This window comes from Fibrobacterota bacterium, assembly GCA_019509785.1.
In the GTDB taxonomy this organism is placed as follows: domain Bacteria; phylum Fibrobacterota; class Fibrobacteria; order UBA11236; family UBA11236; genus Chersky-265.
The window spans coordinates 170,866-191,218 of sequence record JAEKLQ010000022.1; the positions used below are offsets into that span (position 1 = coordinate 170,866).

The following is a 20,353-nucleotide window of genomic DNA, read 5'->3' on the forward strand; positions in this document are numbered from 1 at the left end:
CCTCTAGGGAAACCACGCGTTCACTCCCCCGCGCGGGTATCCACGGCCACCGTCGCCGACATGCCCGGCCGCAACAGCTTGGCCGCGTCCGCGTCGGTCAGGTCGATGCGTACCGGCACGCGCTGCACCACCTTGGTGAAATTGCCGGTGGCGTTGTCCGGCGGCAAAAGGCTGAATTTGGCGCCCGTCGCGTATTGGATGGAGGCCAACTTGCCATGGAAGGTCCGGTCCGGGAAGGCGTCCACGTCCACATCGACGGGTTGGCCGGGACGCAAACCTTCCAACTGGGTCTCCTTGAGATTGGCCACCACCCAGGGAGGCGTCGCTTCCACGATGGCCATCACCATCTGGCCGGGCGAAACCAATTGGCCGGGTTCCAGGTTCTTTTTGGCGATATGGCCCGCGGAGGGCGCGATCACGGCGGAATAGGCCAGCTGCAAGCGGGCCGCATCCACGGCGGCTTGGGTCGCGGCCAAGCGCGCGTCGGCGGCGCGCACCTGGGCGTTGGCCCCCTGGATGGAGAAGGAGCTTCCCCGCGCGGCTTCCGAAGAAGACTGGTAGGTGGCCTGCGCCGACTGGAAGGCGGCCTCGGCGGCGTCCAACTGGGCCTTGCTGGCGATTTGCTGCTGGAACAGGCGGCGCGCGCGTTCGAGATCGGACTTGGCCTTGTCGAGGCTGGCCTTGGCCGCGGCCAAGTTGGCTTCGGCGGCGGTGCGCTGGGCTTCGGCCACGTGCGCGCCGGCCCCCGCGACGCCGCCTTTGGCGGAGGCTTCGGCGGCCAAGAGATCCGCTTCCGCCTGCCGCAACTTGATGGCGAGTTCGGCGTTGTCGATGGTGAACAAGGTGTCCCCCGGCTTCACCTCTTGCTCATCGGCCACGAAGATATGGGCCACGAAGCCGCCTACCTTGGGGCTTACGGGCAGGATATGGCCTTCCACCTGGGCATCGTCCGTGGTGGCGTGGGTGAGGTGGAAGCGCCAGGTGCGTATGCCGTAGAAAAGGCCTACGGCCAGGAACGCCAGCAGGATCACGTTGCGGACGGTGTTCTTCTTTTTCGGGGCCTTGCCGCGGGCGGCGGTCTCCCCATCCAATACTTCGGTTTCCCGGCGCGTCGTCATAAATCCCCCAAGCGATGGGCGGCCCGCAGGTATTCCAAGCGGGCGCGGTTGTATCCGTAGGCGGCGTCGATATATGCCTGATGCGCCAAGCTCACGCTGGCCTGGGCGCTGATGACTTCGAGGTTCCCCGAGGCTCCGCTCTTGAACTTCTCGCGGGCCAGGCGTTCTTCCTCTTCGGCCAGCGCGGCGCGTTCGCGGGCGAAGCCGGCCTCGGCGCGCAAGCTGCGCATGGCGGAGGATGCGGAGCGCAAACCTTGTTCGGCGGCATCGCGGATGTCGCGGGAGGCCAGGGCGGCTTGCTTGGCGTTCTCGGACTGGGCGGCCAGGCGCGCGCGTCGGCTGCCCCCGTCCCACAAGTTCCAATTGAGGGTCAACGCGATGTTCTCCGTCCATTCGGAACGATCATCGAGACGGGGACCGCTGAGGCCGTAGTCCCCCGATAATTCCACGGTGGGTAAAACCTCGGCGCGTAAGGCGGAAACCTGATCGCGCGCGGCGCGTTCACGCGCGTCGGCGGCGGCCACTTCGGGCATGGCCCCGGCGGCGGAAGCCGTAGGCGGCTCGGGCAGACCCAGGGTATCGCCCAGGACCGGCATCGCATCCAGGGAAGCGCCCACGGCCCTCAGCAATACGTAACGCGCGCGTTCCTCCTCGCCCTCGGCGGCGGCCACGCCGCTGTTGGCATTGGACACCTGGCCCTCGGCCCGCAGGGTCTCGAGGCGCGTGGCCGCGCCCGCCTGTTGTTGGGCGCGGCTGAGTTCGGCCAATTGGGTCGCCAGGGAGGCTTCGGCATGCCGGCTGGCGACCAAGGCGCGCGCCCGCTCCAGCGCCAAGTAGGCTTCGGCCGCGCCCAGTTCGGCCCCTTCGGCGGCGGCTTCGGCTTCGTAGCCCCCGCCTTCGGCCTCGCCGCGGGCGGCCGCGTAACGTTTCCAGTTCGCGACATCGATCAGGGACAGGCGTCCGTTCACGCGCGCGTCCTGGACGTTGAAGGGTCCCACCAGCTGGGGAAAGGCCGGGGCCCCGCTACCGGAGGGAAAGGAAAGCCCCATGGCGGGGAGATCGAAGGAGCGCCTGGCTTCGAAAGCGGAGGCGCCGAAATGCGGCAGCAAAGCGGCGCGCGATTCGTTGACCCGGCTCCGGGCCTCGGCGGAACGGGAGCGGGCCGCTTGCGCGGCGTATCCCGAAGACTGCGCGGCCTCCATGGCCTGGCGTAAGGTTAAGCGCAAGGTATCGGGCCCGGACTGCGGGCCCGCCTGGACGGTAAGGCAGGGAACGAGTAGGAAAGCGGCGATCATGCTATTCTCCGGCGGACGGCGCTACGGGAAGGACGGGAAGCGGGAGCATGGCCATGCGCTTTGGCGCGTTCGGCGCGCGAAGAACGGATCCCGGCCAGGAGGGTATCCACACCGGCCGCGTAGATGCGCTCCAAGGGGAAGGCGTCCAGCTTGCCGATGCCCATATGGACCTGCAGGAAGGCCTGGTTCGTCAGGCCCGAAAGCAGGAAGCGCGCCAAGGCTTCGGCATCCGCCTCGGCGCGGAACTCCCCCGAGGCCTGGCCCTCGGCCAGGATGCCGGCGACCAGCTTCCATCCGCGCAGCAAGCCGTTGCGGATCCAGACGCGATAGAGTTCGGGCGCTTCGTCCGCGATCTCGCCATGCATGAGCCTGTGCAAGCGTCCCCAATCTTCCGTGAGGGTCTTGGCCCACAAGTGTTCCAGGAAAAGACGCAATTTATCCTCCGCGGATCCACGGAAATCCCGGAGCTGGGCTTCGAAGCCGGCTTTGTTGGCTTCCTGGCGATGTTCGATCGCTTTGCGGAGCAGGTCTTCCTTGTTTTGGAAATAAGTGTAAACGGTTCCTTTGGAAACCCCGGCGGCCTCGGCGATGGTTTCCAAGCGGGTGGCATGGAAACCGTGATGGGCGAAGGCGTCCAGGGCGGCCTCCAGCAAGGCGCTGGGGCGTTCGTCGGCCTTGCGTTCCCAGCGAGGGGAACGCGGGCGGGTCGCGCGGGAGGCGGCGGTCGCGGAAGGCCGGCGTTTCTTGGGGGTGGACATAATTGACTCTAGAGTAAATTACTCCTCGGTCAATTAATCCGTCAAGGCCGGAAAGGGCGGGGCCGGCCCCTTACCGGGCGGATCGGCTTATTCGCGCTGATTCCGCCTTACCGGCGGCTTCCGGTGCGGTCCTTACCTATTCGTAACGGAGGGCGTCGATGGGATTCAGCCTGGCGGCCTTGCGCGCCGGATACCACCCGAAGAAGATGCCAGTGGCGCCGCTGAAGGCGAAGGCGACCGCAACGGAGGAGGGCGAGATGCGCACCGCCCAGCCTTGCACCGAGGACAGGAAGGCGGAAGCCCCCATGCCCACGCCTATGCCCAGCAATCCCCCGCATAGGCTGATGGCCAGCGCTTCCACCAGGAATTGTAGCAGGATGTCGCGACCGCGCGCGCCTACCGCCAGGCGGATGCCGATCTCGCGGGTGCGCTCGGTGACCGAGACTAACATGATGTTCATGATGCCGATGCCTCCCACCAGCAGCGAAATGCCGGCGATGCTGGACAAGAGCAAGGTCATGGTCTGCGACATGCTGCCCGCCGCCTGGGCGATTTCGGTTTGGGTGCGGATCTGGTAGCTGGGTTCTTCCCCCGGGGGAACGCGGAAGCGGCGGCGCAGCACCTCGTCGATCTGCCGGGTGGCTTCGGGCATGAGGTCTTCGCTGGCGGCGGAAGCGATCAAGGTCATGGCATACTGGGCGCCCTGGACTTTCTTGAGCACCGTCTCGTACGGGGCGATCAGGATGTCGTCCTGGTCCTGCCCGAATGAGCCTTGGCCTTTGGCCTCCAACAAGCCGACGATCTTAAAGGGCAAATTCTTCACGCGGATGGTCTGGCCTACCGGATCGACCCCTTCGCCGAAGAGGTTCTTGGCTACGGTCTGGCCGATCAGGGCCACCTTGTTCCCGGAACGTTCGTCGCTCTGCGAGTAGGGTGCCCCCGACACCAGGGCCCAATTGCGGATGTCCAGGTATTCGGGATACGCGCCGTATGCGCTGGTCCGCCAGTTCTGGCTGCCGTACTTCACCTGGACACTCGAGCGCACCGTGGGGGTGATGAACTTGACAGCGGGAGCATCCTTACGGATGGCTTCTACATCGTCCCCGGTGAAGCGGCTCGAGGTCGAGGCGTCCTGGCGCACGTTTCCGGGGCCGCCGCCGCCGCCGAACACGTTGATGACATTGGTGCCCAGGCTGGCGATGGACGATTCGACCATGGACTTCGCCCCTTGGCCGACCGCCATCATGGTTATCACCGAACCTACGCCGATGATGATGCCCAGCATGGTCAGGAAGGACCTCAGCTTGTTGCGCATCATCGACCGCAGCGCGATCAGCATCAAGGCCGAAAACCGCATCAGGCGATCCCTTCCGCGGGTTTCAGTTTGGCGAGTTCGGCGCGGGCGTCCATCGGGGAGGGATTGGCCTCATCGCGGATGATGAGACCATCGCGGAATACGATGAGCCGGCCCGCGAAGGCGGCGATGTCGGGCTCATGGGTCACCAGCACCACGGTGATCCCTTTGGAATTCAGCCCTTGGAAAAGGGCCATGATTTCGGTGCTCGAGCGCGTATCGAGGTTGCCGGTGGGCTCGTCGGCGAGGATGACGACGGGGTCGTTGACCATGGCCCGGGCGATGGCTACGCGTTGCTGCTGGCCGCCGGAAAGCTGGTTCGGATGATGATGGACGCGCTTCCCCAAGCCCACCGCCTCCAGGGAGGCCTGCGCTTTCGAACGCATGGTTTGCGGGGAGATTTCGCTTCGGTAGAGCAGGGGCAGTTCCACGTTCTCCAAGGCCGAGGTGCGGCTAAGCAGATTGAAGGACTGGAAAACGAAGCCCAGCTTGCGATTGCGCACCAGGGACAATTCATCGGGCTTCAGCGCCTGGACCGGCCGGCCGTCCAAGTCGTAGCTGCCGGCCGTTGGCTGATCAAGGCAGCCGAGGATGTTCATGAAAGTGGATTTGCCCGAGCCGCTGGCCCCGCTGATGGCCACGAATTCGCCCCGATGGATTTGGGCATCGACGCCGCGCAAGGCCGAAACCGTGACTTCCCCCATGCGGTAGGTTTTGGTCAGGCCGCGCACCGCGATGATGGGGCCGTCCGCGGCAACGGGGCTCAATGCGGGCGTCCTCCGCCCCCGCCGCCCATGCGGGGCATGCCGAATGGCGAGCTCTGGGCCGCCGCCGATCCTTTAGGGGATTCGGTGCCGATGATGACCTCGGCCCCCGGCTCCAAGGGTCCGTCGACTTCGGTGTGGGATCCGTCGCTGAGGCCCGTTTTCACGTCCACCGCTTTGGGCTTCCCCGCTTCCAAGACATACACGCGTCCGAGCCCACGATTCCGCTTGCCGGACCAGGGTCCGCCGCCTTTGCCTCCATGGCCGTCCGAGCTGTCCGAACCGGCCCGGTTCCGGCGCATATGGGCGCTGCCCGCCGAGTCGGCCGGGCTTGCGGCGGCGCCGGGCGCCGAGGAAGCCGTATTGGCGCCGCCGTTCGAATCCGTCTCCGTCTTCTTCCATTCGCCTTTGGCCTTCCGCGGGGAAGCATCGGGCGGGGCGAAACGCAAGGCCGCGATGGGTACCTGGAGTACATCTTCCTTCCGGGCCACCGCGATGGACAGATTGGCCGTCATACCCGGCATCAAGCGCAGATTGGGATTCGGTACGCTGATCAGGACGTCATAGCTGACCACGTTCTGGTTGACGACGGGGTTCAAGCGGATCTGCGAGACTTCGCCCACGAAGTTGGTGTCCGGGTAGGCGTCCACGGTGAAGCTGGCGCTTTGCCCCATGCGCACCTTTCCGATATCGGCTTCGTCCACCGAGGCTTGCACCTGCATCTGGCGCAGGTCGTTGGCGATAGTGAATAGGGTGGGGGTGTTGAAGCTGGCGGCCACGGTTTGCCCGACATCTACGGCGCGCGACAACACGGTGCCGTCGATGGGCGAAACGATGGTGGCGTAACGGAGGTTGATGCGGGCGCGATCGACCTGGGCCTTGGCCGAGGCGAGATTGGCGTTCGCAACGCGCGCGTCCGCCACCGCCTGATCGAGCTCGGACTGGGAGATGAGATCGCGATCGAACAAGGCTTGGGAGCGCTTACGCGTGTCCTCCGCTTGGCGCGCCTGGGCCGCGCTCTTTTCCATGTTGGATAGCGCATCGGAGAGGGAAGCGCGCAACAAGGTGGTGTCGATGCGGGCGATGACCTGGCCCTTTTTCACCTGCGAGTTGAAATCGGCGTAGATGGCCGAGACGGTTCCGGAAACCTGGGTGCCTACCTGCACCGTGAGCACCGCCTGCAAGGTTCCGGTGGCGGTGATCGCGACTTGCAAGGGACCGCGCTCGACGGTCGCGGTGCGCCATTTCACTTCCGGGGCCCCGCGGCCCTTGAACCAGTAGACCCCGCCGGCGATCAATGCCGCTGCCGCGGCGCCCCACAGGGCCTTCGGTAACCAACCTGCCATGTTCACTTCCTACCGTCTGCCGTTCATCATTTGCGGTCTCCCGCCCCGGCCGGTTGGCCGGCCGCGGACACCAGGCTCCCGGCCAGCCGCCGCAAAGCCGTCTCGGCCTGCTTGGCGCTTTGCCGCGCGGTGATCAGCCGGCCCTGGGCGTCGAGCAGGCGAGTTTGCGCGTCCCGGAATTCCAGCGGGGAGGATGCGCCCAGGCGGTAGCGCGCCTGCGCGGCCTCGGCCTGGAGCTTCGCCACCTGGAGGTTCCGGGTTTCCAATCCGATGCGCGTCATGGCCAAAGCGTACTGCCGCCTCGCGACCTCGAAGTCCGCGGCCGCCTGGGATTCGGCATGGGCCGCGCGGGTCGCGCCCGAGCGCACATCGAGACGGGCTTGCCTTACCGCCGTGGGGGTGGAAAGCCGATCGAAGAGCGGCAGGGAAAGATTCACTCCATAAGTGGCGCCTTCCCGGCCGGTGCCCCCGGGCGCGTTCAGGACCGAGGACGAATTAAGCGCATCGGGCGTGGTAGAGTAGTTGAGACCGGCCGACAGGGTGGGGAACCAACGCCCTTGAGCCTGGGACAAGCCGGCTTGGGCGGCGCTCTGCTGCGCGCGCGCATAGGCGACGGAGGCATTGCGATCCGGAAGGCCCTTCTGCCAATCCTCCAAAGGCAAGCCGGGATCGAGAGGAATGGAATCGGCGACCTCGAAGTTCATGGCGGGATCGCGGGCCAGTTCCTGGTTGAGGCGCACCTTGGCGCTTTGCAAGGCCAAGGTCCGATCCAGCCAGGTGGACGAATCCTGGTTCAGATCGGAAAGGGATTGCAACTGCTCGAGTTTCGATCCCGAACCCACCTCCAGTTTGGCCTGCGCCAAGCGCGCCCGGTCCGACGAAGCCGCCAGCTGTTGCTCGATGGCCTGCAATTGCTGCTTCAATTGCACCACGTCGTAATAGGAGACGATCACGGTTTCGAGCAGGTTTTCCAGGTCGAGACGTTCCTGTAAGGTCGCGGCCTGTTCCTGGGCCTTGAGCCGGCGGTAGCCGTTCACGTTTTGGAGCCCGTCGAAAAGGATCCATGTCGCCGAGGCCCCGAGGGTGGTCGTGGGGGAACCGCCCGACACCTTTCCGCTCAGGGAAGCGTTGGCATCGGCCGAGGGCAGGAACTGCCCCACGCCGCCTTCGCGCGCGACCGTGGCGGCCTCGCGTTGATCGCGCGAAACGGAAAGGCCGAAGTTGCGTTCCACCGCTTGGCGGATGGCTTGGTCCAACCCCAAGATATCATCGGCGCGGGTCGGGTAGCAAAGGCATGCGGCCAAGAGGGCGGCGAGGAAGATGCTGCGTGGGCTCATGAAGCCGAGAAGATACTCGCGGGGGGTGTGTAGAACAAAGGATCTCATCGGATTTTAATTGGACAACCCGATGACGATTGGGGTTCCCTTTAGAGCCTCTAACATAATGGTTGCTCGGCTGCGGCCGGCTGCGCGGCCCGGGGCCTGCGTCGGACTCAGTCGCGATATTCTCCGAATATCGCTCCTTCGTCCTCCTTGGCCGCGGGTCGCTCGCTCGGCCTCGCTGCTTCGCCCCCATTATGTTAGAGGCTCTTAGTTCAGGGCTTTCGGTTTGATTTCGATATAGATGGGTTGCTTGTCGCCGGCGCGGCGTTGCGGCGTCGGCGCCGCCGCGGTTAGGGGAGCAGGCGTTTCGGCGGGCGCCCGCACGTTCGAATCCCAGCCTTCGCCATGCGTTGGCAGCACGAATGCGTAAGGGAAATCCCGGACTTGTGTCCCGTACGTTTCCCGCATTTCACCGGGCCGTACGATTCGCGAGCGCATGCCGTCCAAACTAAACAAATGCCGGCCGCCCTGCAATCGCCGTAGTTACTCGCCTCCGCCTCCGTTACAGCCTTCCGGGTTCTCGTCCTCCGCCCGTAAAGTCTCGAATTCCGGCTCTTGGGCCTTGGGGACGAAGATCATGGAATCGGACTTGCCGTTGGCCCGGGGCCGGATCCACAGCAGAATGCGGTCTTGGAAGGGCGCCTCCGGGAAGGCCTGCAAAAGGCTGTCGCTGACCGGTACGATGCGGACGTCGCCGGCTTCGGGAGTAAGCCGCAGGTACCAAGCGCTATCCTTGCGGTCGCGCGCGATGGCCTTGACCGTGAAAGAGTCCAAGCTATCGCAATACTCGCAGATGACGCCGGGAGGGTTTTCCGGCGCGGTGCGGATGGCGATCTCGCTATTGGCCGCGTAGCACGGCACGTAAAGCACCCATCCCTGGCCTTCGACCAGGGTGACTTTGGACCAATGTTCGGGCAGGCTCCGGAGCCAGACGCGTATTTGCGGAGTGGTGGTCACCACCTCGGTACCTTCGCCGGATCGCGTCCGCCGTTCCCGGAGGCCCAACAGGAACACCGACAGCCACATCAGCAGGGCGCCGCCGAACACCACGAATACCACCCATTTGCCGGAGACGCCGGATTGCTTAGGAGGATCGGGAAGGGGTTCGGCCATGGCGTGCCAAGGTAGAAAAACGAGAATCTATATTTCGGCCACAACCTAAGCCTAGGATGAGAACGTGAGCTCATTGACCCAAAGCCCCGCCTGGAAGGCCTTGCAAAACCATCACCGCAGCGCCGCTTCCCTGAAGATGAAGGATCTCTTCGCCGGCGATCCCGGACGCGCGGCGAAGTTCAGCCTGGAAGCGTGCGGGCTTTATCTCGATTACAGCAAGAACCTGATTACGGAGGAAACCCTATCCCTCCTGCGCGCGCTGGCGAAAGAGGCCGCGATCGATCAGGCCAAAGAGGATTTGTTCGCCGGCAAGAAGATCAATACCACCGAGAACCGTGCCGTGCTGCACACGGCCCTGCGCAACCTCGGCAACGCCCCGGTCCTGGTCGACGGGCAGGATGTCATGCCCAAGGTACGGGCGGTGTTGGACAAGATGCGGGATTTCAGCGAGCAGATCCGGACCGGCGCCTGGAAGGGCTTTTCGGGCAAACCCATCAAGCACGTGGTGAACATCGGCATCGGCGGATCGGATCTGGGGCCGGTGATGGTGACCGAGGCCCTCAAGCCGTATTCACGCGATGCTTCCGGGAAGGAAGTGGTGCGCGCCCACTTCGTCTCCAACGTGGACGCCACCCATCTCGCCGAGATCCTGCGCGAAGTGGAATTGGACCAGACCCTATTCATCGTGGCTTCCAAGACCTTCACCACCCAGGAAACCATGACCAACGCCATGAGCGCGCGCGCGGCCCTGCTCATGGCTTGCGGCGGAGATATGTCGGCCGTAGCCAAGCATTTCGTCGCGCTCTCCACCAATCTCAAGGACGTGGCCGCCTTCGGCATCGATCCCAAGAACGCCTTCGAATTCTGGGATTGGGTGGGAGGCCGCTATTCCTGCTGGTCGGCCATCGGGCTTTCCATCGCCCTCTCCGTCGGCTTCGGCCATTTCAAGGACTTCCTCTCCGGCGGCTACGACATGGATCGCCATTTCCGCGAAACCCCCGCCGAGCGTAACCTCCCGGTTACCCTGGCCCTCCTGGGCGTCTGGTACGGGGATTTCTTCGGGGCGCAGACCCACGCCATCCTGCCTTACGACCAATACCTGCATCGCCTCCCGGCCTACTTGCAGCAAGCCGATATGGAGTCCAACGGGAAGTCGGTACGGAAGGACGGCGAGCGGGTCGATTACCAGACCGGGCCCATCATCTGGGGCGAACCCGGCACCAACGGCCAGCATTCCTTCTACCAGCTCATCCACCAGGGGACCAAGGTGATCCCGGCCGACTTCATAGCGCCGGCGCAATCCCACAATCCCATCGGCGATCATCACCGCATCCTCTTGTCCAATTTCTTCGCCCAGACCGAAGCCCTCATGGTCGGCAAGACCTTCGACGAGGCGCTGGCCGAGCTGAAGACCGGTGGGATGCCGGATGCCGATGCCAAGCGCGTGGCGCCGCATAAGGTCTTCGAGGGGAACAAGCCCACCAATTCCATCCTCTTCCAAAAGCTCACGCCGCACTTGCTGGGATCCCTGGTCGCCCTGTACGAACACAAGATTTTCGTGCAAGGCATCATCTGGGGGATCAACAGCTATGATCAGATGGGCGTGGAGCTGGGCAAGCAATTGGCCAAGAAGATCCTGCCCGAACTGGAGGCGGGGGAAAAGGATGCCAACGTGGCGCTGAAGCACGATGGGTCGACCAACACCTTGATCCGGAAGTATCTGAAAGAACGGGTTTGAAAGCGGCTCGCCTCGTCCCCGTGTTGGGGCTTCTCGTTTCGGATTGCACGACCACGCGCTATGTGCGGCCATCCGAGGAATTCGCCTACCGGGGCCGGGCGCAATTGATCGTAAGCGATGCGGATGGGGACGCGCGGGCGGTGGAGGTGGAGGCCGTGCGCGCCCATGGCGATACGGTGCTCGCATCGGACGGCGATTCCCTGATGGATCTGCGCTTCCGCTCCGCGGACGTGCGACGGTTGGTGGTGCGCAACGCCAAAAGAGGCGCGTGGCAAGGCATGGGCCTGGGCCTGGCGGCGGGAACCGCCGTCGGGTTCGTTTGGGGAAGCATTTTGGAAAGCGAAGTACCGGATGAGGTCTGCGAAGGGGATCCGTCCGGCCCATCCGCCAATTGCAGGAAAACCGGTCCCAAGGAGATTTTCCTCTACGGCGGAACCCTGCTGGGAAGCCTGGGCGGTATGGCTGCGGGAGGGTTGGCCGGAGCTTGGTTGGCCGCGAAAACCGAATTCGTTTTCAAGGATACGCTCGTCGCGGAGAGAACCGCTCCTACCCTCCAAGGTCGTTCCGGCGGTCGTTGAAGGGCATGCCCTCCGCGTCGATCCCTCAGGGATTGGCCGCCGCTTCCGCCTCCGATTCCGCCCCATCGTTCCCCGAGCCCATCTCCGATCCGCCCAAGGCCGAGCGCATCGCTTCTTGGAAACGGTTCCAGACGTAATCGCTTTGCGCGCGCGGCACCGCGCCGATGCGCTTCCATTCGCGTTCCAGCTGCTCGCCGCGCCGCGCAGAGGCGGGCCCGGGATTACGGGCCAGCTCTTCGGCCTCGGCGATCAATTCGAGCTTCCGCTCCAGGTTGGCTTGCGGGTCTTCCGGGCGCAGGCCCAGGGCCGCGCGGCGCTCTTCGAAGAAGCCGTCGCAGGCCGCATGGAAGCGCTCCCAGATGGAGTCGCTCAGCTCCCGTGGCACCGGCCCGAGTTTTTTCCATTCCCTTTGCAGGGCCTTGATGGTCTCGGTGGCGGCGTTCCAATCGACGGCCCCGCCCGGCGCCTTGAAGCGGGCGAGATCGACGGGCAGGCTCTTGGCCTCCCAGGCCGCGCGGGCTTCGGCTTCTTCGGGGGACAATGGGCGCGAGACCCAGCTCTCGGCCAGGAAGCAGAGTTCGATCTTCCGCTTGAGATTGCTTTCGCGCTCTTGATCGCGCTTGGCGGAATTTTCCTTGAGGCGATCGAAGAATCCGTCGCAGGCGGAACGGAAGCGTTTCCACAAATCGCGGTCGGCCTCGCGCGAGGCGGGGCCGGTGGCCTTCCAGCGCTCTTGCAGCGATTTGATCTTATCGATGGTGGCCTTCCATTCGGTCGATCCGATCAGGGATTCGGCCTCCAGGCAGATGTCTTCCTTCATCTTGCCGTTCTCATCGCGTTGCGCGCGCTCCTCGCCGACGCGGGCCTTGCGTCCTTCGAAATACGCGTCGATGGGTTTGCGGAAGCGCTCCCAGAGCGCCTCGTCGGTTTCGCGGGTACCGGCCGGCCCGGTTTCCTTCCATTGGCTTTGCGCCTGCTTGATGGCGTCGAAGCGCGCCTGGTCGTCCGGCAGGTCGCCGAGGCCTTCCATTCCCTTGATGAGATCTTCCTTCTTGGCCAGGTTCAAGGGCTTTTCGGTATCCAGCTTTTCCATGAACGCGCGCCGGGCGGTGAAGAATCGTTCGCAGGCCCCGTGGAAGCGTCCCCAGACGGCTTCGGCCTGATCGCGCGGGACCGGTCCGATGGCCTTCCATTTCTCCTGGGCTTCCTTGATCTTGGCACCGGCGGCCTTCCACTCGGTGGAATCCGCCAGGGATTCGGCCAGGGCGGCCAGTTCCTGCTTGCGCGCCAGGTTGTCCTGGTTCTGCTTATCCTTGCGCTCGAAGAAGGCGCCGCAAGCCGCGCGGAACCGGGTCCAGATCGCTTCCGACTGGGCTTTGGGCACGGCCCCCAATGCCTTCCAAGCGCTCTGCGTTTCTTTCACGGTTTCCATCGCGTCGCGCCAATCGATTTCGTCCGCCGCGTTCAAGGCCTCGATACGCGCGCACAATTCCTCTTTGGCTTTGAGATTGCCCTCGCGTTCTTCGTCCAGCTCGGCGAAATATTCCCGGCAACGCTCGTAAAGCTTATCGCAAGCATGATGGTAACGCTCCCATAAGGCTTCGGAACTATCCCAGGGCACCGGCCCCAGGGATTTCCATTCGGCCAGCAGTTCCTTGAATCGCGCCACCATCGCCTTGCGGTCCACGGCTTCGCCCGGATTGGCCTGCGGGGCATCCGCCGACGCGGCCAGGGATTCGAGCCGTTCGCATACCGAGGTCTTGGCGCGCAGATTGGACCAACGCAGCCAATCGGAGGCCTCGCGGAAGCGATCCAGGAATGCTTGATAGCGTCCCAGCGCCTCATCGGCCCCGGGACCATGCGGCACGGGATGGAGGGCGCGCCACTCGCCGTTCAGTTCCTTGAAGCGCTTCTCGGCCGCGGTCATGTCCGGGCTTTCCAGCAAGCCTTCCAGTTGGGGCAATAAGGACTGCATGCGGTCCAGGTTACTGGCGCGCAGCTGGTCCAGGGAGCCTTCGAGCGATCCCACGGCGGAATCGAAGCGGGCGCGGTATTCCTCGCGGCCCGGCCAACGTTCGGCGCCAGCCAGGGCCTTGTTCCATTCGCGGCGAAGTTCGCGGAAGCGTTCCGCGGCCTGCAGCGCCGGCACCTGGGCCAGCGCCTCGGCCTGCTCGCACAGGGCGCGCAAACGTCCGCCGTGTTCCTTGTCCTCGGAAGCGCGACGCGTCGCGGCTTCCCGTTCGCGGCTCCGCTTCTCCAGGCGATCCACGGCGCCCCGGAAGCGCTTTTGCAATTCGCCTTCGGCGGGTTCCGGGGAGGGCCCGGTGGCCAGGAAACGCTCGCGCAAAGCGCGGATTTGCGGCGCCAGGGGATTGGCTTCCGGTCCGTTCTCGCCCTCGGCGCCCGCGGGGGCCTGGGGTTCCACGGCCCAAAGCGCTTCCAGTTCGGCGCAGATGGTTTCCTTCACGGCCTGGTCGGCCAAGGCTTGGCGGTCCTTCTCCTGCTTCTCGTTCTTCTCGTGGCGCCAGCGGGCGTAACGCGCATGGAACCGGCTGGCCCCTTCGCGGAAGCGCGCCAGGCGCGCGGCATCGGGCCCGGCGCCTTGGGCGATTAGATCTTCCAAGGCGGCTTCCGTCTCGTCGACCCGGGCCTTGCCCTTCTCCCAATCGTAGTGGGCGGGCGTCTCATCGGCCGCGGCGGCGGCCTTCTCCATCGCGGATAATACCAAGCCGAGCTTGGCCCGGTTGACCGAAGCGGCATCGGGGCCTTTGGCGGCCTGCGCCGACTTGAGGCGTTCCTTGGCGGCGGTGCGCACGGCCTTGCTGACGGCGCCTTTGGCGAGGCTTTCCAATTGGCTTTCGCGGGCAACCTTATCGAGGGCGCGCAGGGCCAAGCCGTTATCCGACTCGGACAGGGCCACCGCATGATGGGCGCTGGCGTGGATCAATTTCGCGAAAGCGAGCTTGCGGATCTCGAGGGCGGAAGCGCCGGTCGCGATCGCTTCCAGGGCGCGCTGATCCTCGCCGACCTCGGCCAGCATTCCGCGTACGTCTTCCATCGATCGCGGATCATCCTGCGAAGTCTTGGCCGCGTCCACCGCGCGTTCCACCCAAGCCTTCTGGGCCCATTCCCGCACCGCGCGATCATTGGTCTTGTCCCGCAGCTTCTTGAGCAGGTCCATGGACTTCAGCTTGCGCGCTGCCAACATGCGGTTCCCGGCATCCGCGTCTTCATAGGCTAGGACGTAGAGTACTTCTTGTTGATCCTCTTCCAGGGCCCGGATCGCGGCGGCGCGCATGGCGGGATCGCTATGCTTCCATTGCGGTTTAAAGAAATCCAAGAATCCCATGAGCGCTCCTAACAATTGATGGGGAATGGGCGCGAGGGGCGTTGCGACCGCAAGGGGCGTGGACGCAGAGCCAGGGGCGCGATATCCCTAAGGGAATCTATTGTAAAAAAATCCGACCGTACCGCCAAAACAGGCGGGAATCGCGGATTGGGTTTTTAAGCAGGCCGGATTGGTTACCGATTCTTCCCTATTCTTCGAATCAGCTTATTCCGGCGTTGTGGGGGTGCGGGGAGCCGGCCGGGCGGGGAGGTTCTTCGCAGTTGTTAAGGCAATCGGCGTCCAGGCACTGGCCGACCTGCAGGGTTATATGGTCCATTTCGAAATCGCGGGTCAGGGAACGGGTGAGGCTCGCGACCGCGGCCTTCTGGGGTCCTTCGCCCCCGGCGACGTCCACGTGAGCGCTTAAATAGAGGTCCCGCCCGTTCATGGTCCAGACATGCAAATCATGCACTCCCCGGACTTCCGGGGCGGCCAGCATGGCGCGGCGCACCTCCTCGATGGCGATCCCCTCCGGCGTGCCCTCTACCAGGATATGCCCGCTGCGGCGCATGACGCCGATGCCGGCGAAGGCCATGGCGCCCGCGATAGCGAGGCTCAATACCGGATCGGCCCAGAGCCAGCCTTGGGCGAGGATGAGGATGGCGGCGGCCACGGCGGCCAGGGAAGCGGCCAGATCGCTGAGCACGTGCTTGAAGGCGCTTTCCTCGTTAAGCGTCTTTTCATGCCCGCCGCGATGCAGCCACCATGCGACCACGATATTGACGATGAGGCCCAGGGTTGCCACGATGAGCATGGATCGGGCCGCGACGGGCTGCGGATGAGCCAGCCGCGCGATGGCCTGCGCGGCGATCAGAACGGAGAGGAGCGCCAAGGTGAGACCGTTGCCGAAGGCGGCCAAGACCTCGAAGCGCTTGAAGCCGAAAGTCTTTTCGCGGGTGGCGCGCCGCGCCCCGAGGGAAACCGCCAGGGCGGAAAGCCCCAAGGCCACGGCATCCGAAAGCATATGCACGCCGTCGGAAAGCAAGGCGAGCGAATGGAAGAGGGAGCCGCAGGCGATTTCCACGCCCATGAAAGCGGTGATGATCCAGAAGCCGGTCAGCAATTTCCCGTAGGATGCATGTACCAGATGCAGGCCGGAACCTTCATGGTGGTGATCGTGATGATGGGGGTGATGGTGATGCGGCTGGGCCATATCCGTAATATACCCTATGGGCGGGACGGAAAACCGGATCGGAAGGGTCTTGAAACGGGAGCCGCGGGCCTCGGGGACGAAGGCCCGGCCTCAGCCATGCGGCGCATGCGACGAATCCGCAGGGGCCGCCCCGGAATCGCCTCCGTGCATGGAGGCAGACACCCCGACCAAGTACTGGGTTATGGCCCGCTGCTGATCGGGATTGAGTTTGGCGTTCTCCGACATGCGCTCCACCATTCCCGGCCAATCCTGGGGATCGAGGAAGGCGGGATCCTTGAGGGAATGGCAAGCTCCGCAACGCCCGATATAGAGGCTGCGGCCAACCTTGAGGGCCTCCAGCGTAGTAACTTGCCCGTTACGTCCCGCCAACTCCACTTCCTTGGCGGTGGGGTGGGGGATGCGCGAACTGCCGGCGCATCCCGCCAGCGAAAAAAGCGCGACGGCCACGGGGACGGCCGCGCGGAGCCGATCAGATATGGAAGGAGAAGAGCAACCTGGCATTGACCTTTTCGCCGTCATCGAGCACAAGTATAGAACCGCCCGATTCCTTGGACAAGGCCGGCAATTGCGGAAGGACGGAAAGCGTCACCCACCAGGACTGGGTCGCGTAGGAGACCACGGGGCCGGCGTACAGGGCCGAGAACCGGTAGGCCAGGTCTTCTGCTTCCGCCTTCGCGATGGCGTTGTGGTTGCGGAGTTCCAGGCCGGCCATGAATCCCGGCTTGATCTCGTAGGTCGCGCCCAGGGAAAGGTCGGGGGCGATCTCTTCCAATTCCATCCCGCCGTCGGCTTTGGCCGCGTACTCGAATTCGGTGATGGCGTTGGCGGCGAACAGCCAATTCCCCGCCTTCTTGTCAAGGAGGATTTTAGGTTCGATCTCCATCCCCGCGGTCCCGTAGGACAATTCCGCGTACAGCCCCAGGCCCACGGGATCGGCCACCGGATCCATCAACTTCCATTTCCATTCGTTGGAGATGCCCTGCCATTCGAAGGACGAGGACAAGGCGGTTCCGCCTTCGGTGACGTTGCTCCAGTTCAGGTAGAAAGAGGTCATCAGGCGTTCGGCCACGCCCACTTCGAATTCCAGGCGATGATCGAGGGCGGCGTAATAATCGTCGCGGCCGGCGCGCAAGGTGGTGGAGGTCTCGATCTCCTTGGCTCCGGGGGCCAGGACGCCGGTTTCGTAGACGAATCCGAAGTGGCGTTCGTTGGCCAGCGCGGGAATGGCCGCCAAGGTTATGCCGAGCAGGGCGGGAATGCGAAAGCGGGAATGCATGGGTTTCCTTTCAACGGGGATATTTCATCCTAGATATGCTGAACTAAGGATAATGCCGGTTGAGAATAAGATCAAGACTAAGTCTCAATCTTATTTTTGTCAAAAGGACAATACCCGCAAGCCGGTCCCCGGATCCAGGCCTGGCGCCAGGTCTTCGCGGGGGCGCCTGGGGCCGGCGGTCAGTCGGAGAAGGCTTCCCGGACGGGCGGCGGGGTTCCTTCCGTGAACTCCTGGACTTCCACCAGGTTTCCATCGGGATCTTCCATCCGGATCACCTTCATCCCCAAATGCGAAGGCATGGGGCCGGAGTAGGATATTCCCTTGCCCTTAATCGAAGCGATGAACTCGGCCAGGTTATCGACCACGAAACCTAGCCGGATCTTTCCGGGAAGGTGGATCGAAGTGTCCAGGTCCATCCCCGGCCAGCCGGGATCGAATACGTTGAGCCCCGCTTCGTGGTGGTTCAAATGCAGTCCCAGCGCCTCTTGATAGAAACGGCGGCTCTCCGGGATTTTCCCGCTGGGCAATTCGATTTCATGCAAGCGGATTTTCACAGCGGGTCCTTTCGTATGGGGTCGCGGGCCGGTTCGGACGGTAGTCCCGGGGTCGGAGCGTGATCAGGGTAGCGATTCCGCCACCCAAGCGGCGAGCCGCTGGACGGCCTTGGACAAGGCCTCGATGCGGCCCGGCAGCGGGCGCAAGGACTCTTCGTCCAGGTAGAGGGCGCGGTTCACTTCGATCATGACGCCGGGCACGGAAAAGGGCGCGGCGGAATAACGGCGTAGGACGTGGCCGCCGTCGAAGGGCGAATTGAGGGCGGGCGCCTCCAATCCGCTTGCGGCGATCACGTCGCGCAAGGATTCGGCCATATGATCGCGGATGCCGCGGGCCATAGGTCCCGGGCAGGAAAGCGGCCCAGCGGCGGGATCGCCGTCGGCATCGCCGAAATTCCCGATGCACAGGGCCGGCCGCGGGTCGCCTTCATCGGGGCCGATGGCCGGCCCGCGTGCGGTCATGGAATGGCCGTCGATGAAAAAGCGGATTGATCCCGAAGCCAGGACGCGCGCCAGGGCGGTATGGAAAGGATCGTAATACTGCGTCAGGCGGGCTTCGCGCTCTTCCGGGGTCACCACGTAACGGGTGGGGAAGAAGGGCCTCCGCTCGAAATCGGTGAGCTTGATGACTCCGTTCTCGCCGCCCTCGCTACGGGCCCGGTTGGGATCGGCCACGAAGCGCGAGGCCGCCGCGTTCACCGTCGCGGCCGCGTCGGGTACGTCGAAGATCAAGTCGGTGAAGGGATCGCCTTCTTTAAATAGGCGCCGCTCCAAGGCCGACCGTTCCTCGCCCGTGCGCAGCATGCGCGCCAGGAGCCAGTGGGGAACGTGCGCGGAGGAATGCGGAGTGGAGATGAGGATGGGCAGCATGATCGCTCTCTCTTATGCGTCTAATGCGAATCGGCCCAAGCGCGGAGCAAAGGCGCGAAGTATTTTTGCGGATCCCCGTTGCGGGGCTCGAAATTGTTGGCGGCGATGGCGAACACCAGCCATTTCCCCGACTTTCCGCGCAGGAATCCGGCCAAGGCGCTCACGCCCTCCAGGGTTCCCGTCTTCGCGTACAGCCGGCCTTCCCAACCCGGCCCGAAACGATCCAGCTTCCCTTCCGATCCCGGCGCGCCCAGCAAGGTGGCCTGGAATTGGGGAAGCTTCGCATCCCTATAGGCGTATGCCAACAGGCGCGCCGTCATGGCGGGGGCGATCCAATCGTAGCGGGACAAGCCGTTGCCGTCCTTGAGATGGATCAGCTTGCGATCGAAGCCATGGCCGTCCAGCCACCCGTAAACCGCCTCCAGGCCCCCGCGCCAATCCGCCGCGTGCCCGGTCCCCTTGCCGATCAGGGCCAAGGTCTGCGCCGCCCAGTTGTTGTCGCTGCGTTGATTCACGATGCGCAACAGTTCCCGCAAGGGAGGGGAAACCACGCTGGTCCCCGCGATGGCCTGGGCCCCGGCGACGGGGGCATGATTGGGCAAGGCCAAGGGATCGCCGCATGCCGAGCCTTTGCCCGTCACTTCGATCCCCTTCGCGATCAGGAAGTCCTGGAACTCGCGGGCGCAGGTCCAGGCCGGATTGGGAAGGCTGCCTTTGAGGGCGAAGGCCATGCGCCCGGCCGGATAGCTGCCGCGCAAGGTCCTGACCGGGCTCGGGAATCCGCCCAGGAAATAGGCCGAATCGCGCGAGTCGGCCGGGCCGGTGACCAGGCGGTTGTCGAAGCGCGCGATGCCCGTATGCGCGGGAAGCGTGCTCCGCAAGGCTACGGGCTTTCCCGGGACCGAGGCGCCCGAGAACTCGGCGGTGAAAAGGTTGTCGTTGAAGCATAGGCCCGAAACGATGCCCGCGTAATAGTTGCCCGCGTCTTCCCACAGCTCCGCGGGATGCGGCCCCTCTTCTTCCAGGAACGACCCGTCCCCGACCACGCAGCCGTCCACGCGTTTGACGCCTTCGCGCTTGAGGGCTTCGGCCCAAGCGCCGAACACCGCGGCCGCCGTCCGTTCGGGGCCGCCTTGCGCCCCGGCGAAGGAAGGATCGCCGCCGCCCTTGATCAGCAGATCGCCTTTCAACGTCCCGTCCGCGATCACCCCTGTGCGCTGTAGCTCGGTAGCGTAAGTGCGATCAGCGCCTAGCAGTTCCAGGGCGATCCAGGTCGTGAACAGTTTCTGCGTGGAACCCGGGGTGAAGTTGCGATAGCAATCGCGGCAGGCCAGCAGCTCGCCTTCCGGTGCGGCCGGGTCGGCCAGTACGTAGCCTAGCTGCGCTTCCTTGGGGAAATAAAATCCGCCGGCCCGGGAAGGCGCTGCCTTGGGGGCGGGTACCGCCGCGGCCGCGGGCACGCCGACCGGAGAGCGGGGGATGGAAGCCGATTTCGCCTCGGCCCGGATCCAGGAACCGGCCAGGGTAACGCCCAGAGCGAAAGCGATCAGCCTATGCGCGCCCGTCCCGATCATCGCACTTAAGTGTCGTAAAATCCCGGGCAATTGCCCAGCTCCATGGTGAGCCGGGGCGTCCCGGGATGGCGCGGCGGATCGGCGGCGTGGGA

At 64.5% G+C, this 20,353-nt stretch carries 18 protein-coding genes; 2 read left to right on the forward strand and 16 right to left on the reverse strand.

The window, feature by feature from the left end:
• Window positions 1–20 precede the first annotated feature (20 nt).
• From JF616_02040 to JF616_02080, 9 genes are all read right to left on the reverse strand, one after another.
• Window positions 21–1,118 carry an HlyD family secretion protein gene (locus tag JF616_02040; protein MBW8886512.1) on the reverse strand — a complete coding sequence of 366 codons (1,098 nt, stop codon included), beginning with the start codon at window positions 1,116–1,118 and terminating at the stop codon, window positions 21–23.
• Window positions 1,115–2,413, reverse strand: coding sequence for a TolC family protein (locus tag JF616_02045; GenBank protein ID MBW8886513.1), 1,299 nt, complete (start codon window positions 2,411–2,413; stop codon window positions 1,115–1,117). Before JF616_02045 ends, JF616_02040 begins: the two co-directional genes overlap by 4 nt.
• Window positions 2,410–3,171 carry a TetR/AcrR family transcriptional regulator gene (locus JF616_02050; GenBank protein MBW8886514.1) on the reverse strand — a complete coding sequence of 254 codons (762 nt, stop codon included), beginning with the start codon at window positions 3,169–3,171 and terminating at the stop codon, window positions 2,410–2,412. Before JF616_02050 ends, JF616_02045 begins: the two co-directional genes overlap by 4 nt.
• Window positions 3,172–3,307: 136 nt before the next feature.
• Window positions 3,308–4,528 (reverse strand): ABC transporter permease, encoded by a 1,221-nt coding sequence (locus JF616_02055; GenBank protein MBW8886515.1) that lies wholly within the window; start codon window positions 4,526–4,528, stop codon window positions 3,308–3,310.
• Window positions 4,528–5,265 carry an ABC transporter ATP-binding protein gene (locus tag JF616_02060; protein MBW8886516.1) on the reverse strand — a complete coding sequence of 246 codons (738 nt, stop codon included), beginning with the start codon at window positions 5,263–5,265 and terminating at the stop codon, window positions 4,528–4,530. The genes JF616_02055 and JF616_02060 overlap by 1 nt, the downstream gene beginning before the upstream one ends.
• Window positions 5,266–5,288: 23 nt before the next feature.
• Window positions 5,289–6,635, reverse strand: a complete 1,347-nt coding sequence (locus tag JF616_02065; GenBank protein ID MBW8886517.1) for an efflux RND transporter periplasmic adaptor subunit — start codon at window positions 6,633–6,635, stop codon at window positions 5,289–5,291.
• A 26-nt stretch (window positions 6,636–6,661) separates the two neighbouring features.
• Complete coding sequence (locus JF616_02070) at window positions 6,662–7,972, reverse strand: TolC family protein (protein ID MBW8886518.1); 1,311 nt, start codon at window positions 7,970–7,972, stop codon at window positions 6,662–6,664.
• Window positions 7,973–8,224: 252 nt separating this feature from the next.
• A complete protein-coding gene (locus tag JF616_02075; GenBank protein MBW8886519.1) occupies window positions 8,225–8,455 on the reverse strand; it encodes a hypothetical protein in 231 nt (76 codons plus the stop codon).
• 45 nt (window positions 8,456–8,500) lie between these two features.
• Window positions 8,501–9,130: a hypothetical protein gene (locus tag JF616_02080; GenBank protein ID MBW8886520.1), complete on the reverse strand. Its 630-nt coding sequence runs from the start codon at window positions 9,128–9,130 to the stop codon at window positions 8,501–8,503.
• A gap of 64 nt (window positions 9,131–9,194) precedes the next feature.
• Here JF616_02080 and pgi point away from each other — a divergent pair, with 64 nt between their 5' ends.
• A complete protein-coding gene (gene pgi / locus JF616_02085; protein ID MBW8886521.1) occupies window positions 9,195–10,868 on the forward strand; it encodes a glucose-6-phosphate isomerase in 1,674 nt (557 codons plus the stop codon).
• On the forward strand, window positions 10,865–11,446 hold the full coding sequence (locus JF616_02090; protein ID MBW8886522.1) for a hypothetical protein: 582 nt from the start codon (window positions 10,865–10,867) through the stop codon (window positions 11,444–11,446). The genes pgi and JF616_02090 overlap by 4 nt, the downstream gene beginning before the upstream one ends.
• A gap of 25 nt (window positions 11,447–11,471) precedes the next feature.
• On the opposite strand, the gene JF616_02095 is transcribed toward JF616_02090, so the two are convergent.
• From JF616_02095 to dacB, 7 genes are all read right to left on the reverse strand, one after another.
• Window positions 11,472–14,795, reverse strand: a complete 3,324-nt coding sequence (locus JF616_02095) for a DUF349 domain-containing protein (protein ID MBW8886523.1) — start codon at window positions 14,793–14,795, stop codon at window positions 11,472–11,474.
• A gap of 199 nt (window positions 14,796–14,994) precedes the next feature.
• Window positions 14,995–15,987, reverse strand: a complete 993-nt coding sequence (locus JF616_02100; GenBank protein ID MBW8886524.1) for a cation transporter — start codon at window positions 15,985–15,987, stop codon at window positions 14,995–14,997.
• 90 nt (window positions 15,988–16,077) lie between these two features.
• Entirely contained in the window at window positions 16,078–16,434 is a 357-nt protein-coding gene (locus JF616_02105) for a hypothetical protein (protein ID MBW8886525.1), read from the reverse strand.
• A gap of 22 nt (window positions 16,435–16,456) precedes the next feature.
• On the reverse strand, window positions 16,457–17,263 hold the full coding sequence (locus JF616_02110) for a hypothetical protein (GenBank protein ID MBW8886526.1): 807 nt from the start codon (window positions 17,261–17,263) through the stop codon (window positions 16,457–16,459).
• 179 nt (window positions 17,264–17,442) lie between these two features.
• Window positions 17,443–17,817, reverse strand: a complete 375-nt coding sequence (locus JF616_02115) for a hypothetical protein (protein MBW8886527.1) — start codon at window positions 17,815–17,817, stop codon at window positions 17,443–17,445.
• A gap of 63 nt (window positions 17,818–17,880) precedes the next feature.
• A complete protein-coding gene (locus tag JF616_02120) occupies window positions 17,881–18,687 on the reverse strand; it encodes an N-formylglutamate amidohydrolase (protein ID MBW8886528.1) in 807 nt (268 codons plus the stop codon).
• A 20-nt stretch (window positions 18,688–18,707) separates the two neighbouring features.
• On the reverse strand, window positions 18,708–20,261 hold the full coding sequence (gene dacB / locus JF616_02125; GenBank protein MBW8886529.1) for a D-alanyl-D-alanine carboxypeptidase/D-alanyl-D-alanine-endopeptidase: 1,554 nt from the start codon (window positions 20,259–20,261) through the stop codon (window positions 18,708–18,710).
• Between the last annotated feature and the right edge of the window lie 92 nt (window positions 20,262–20,353).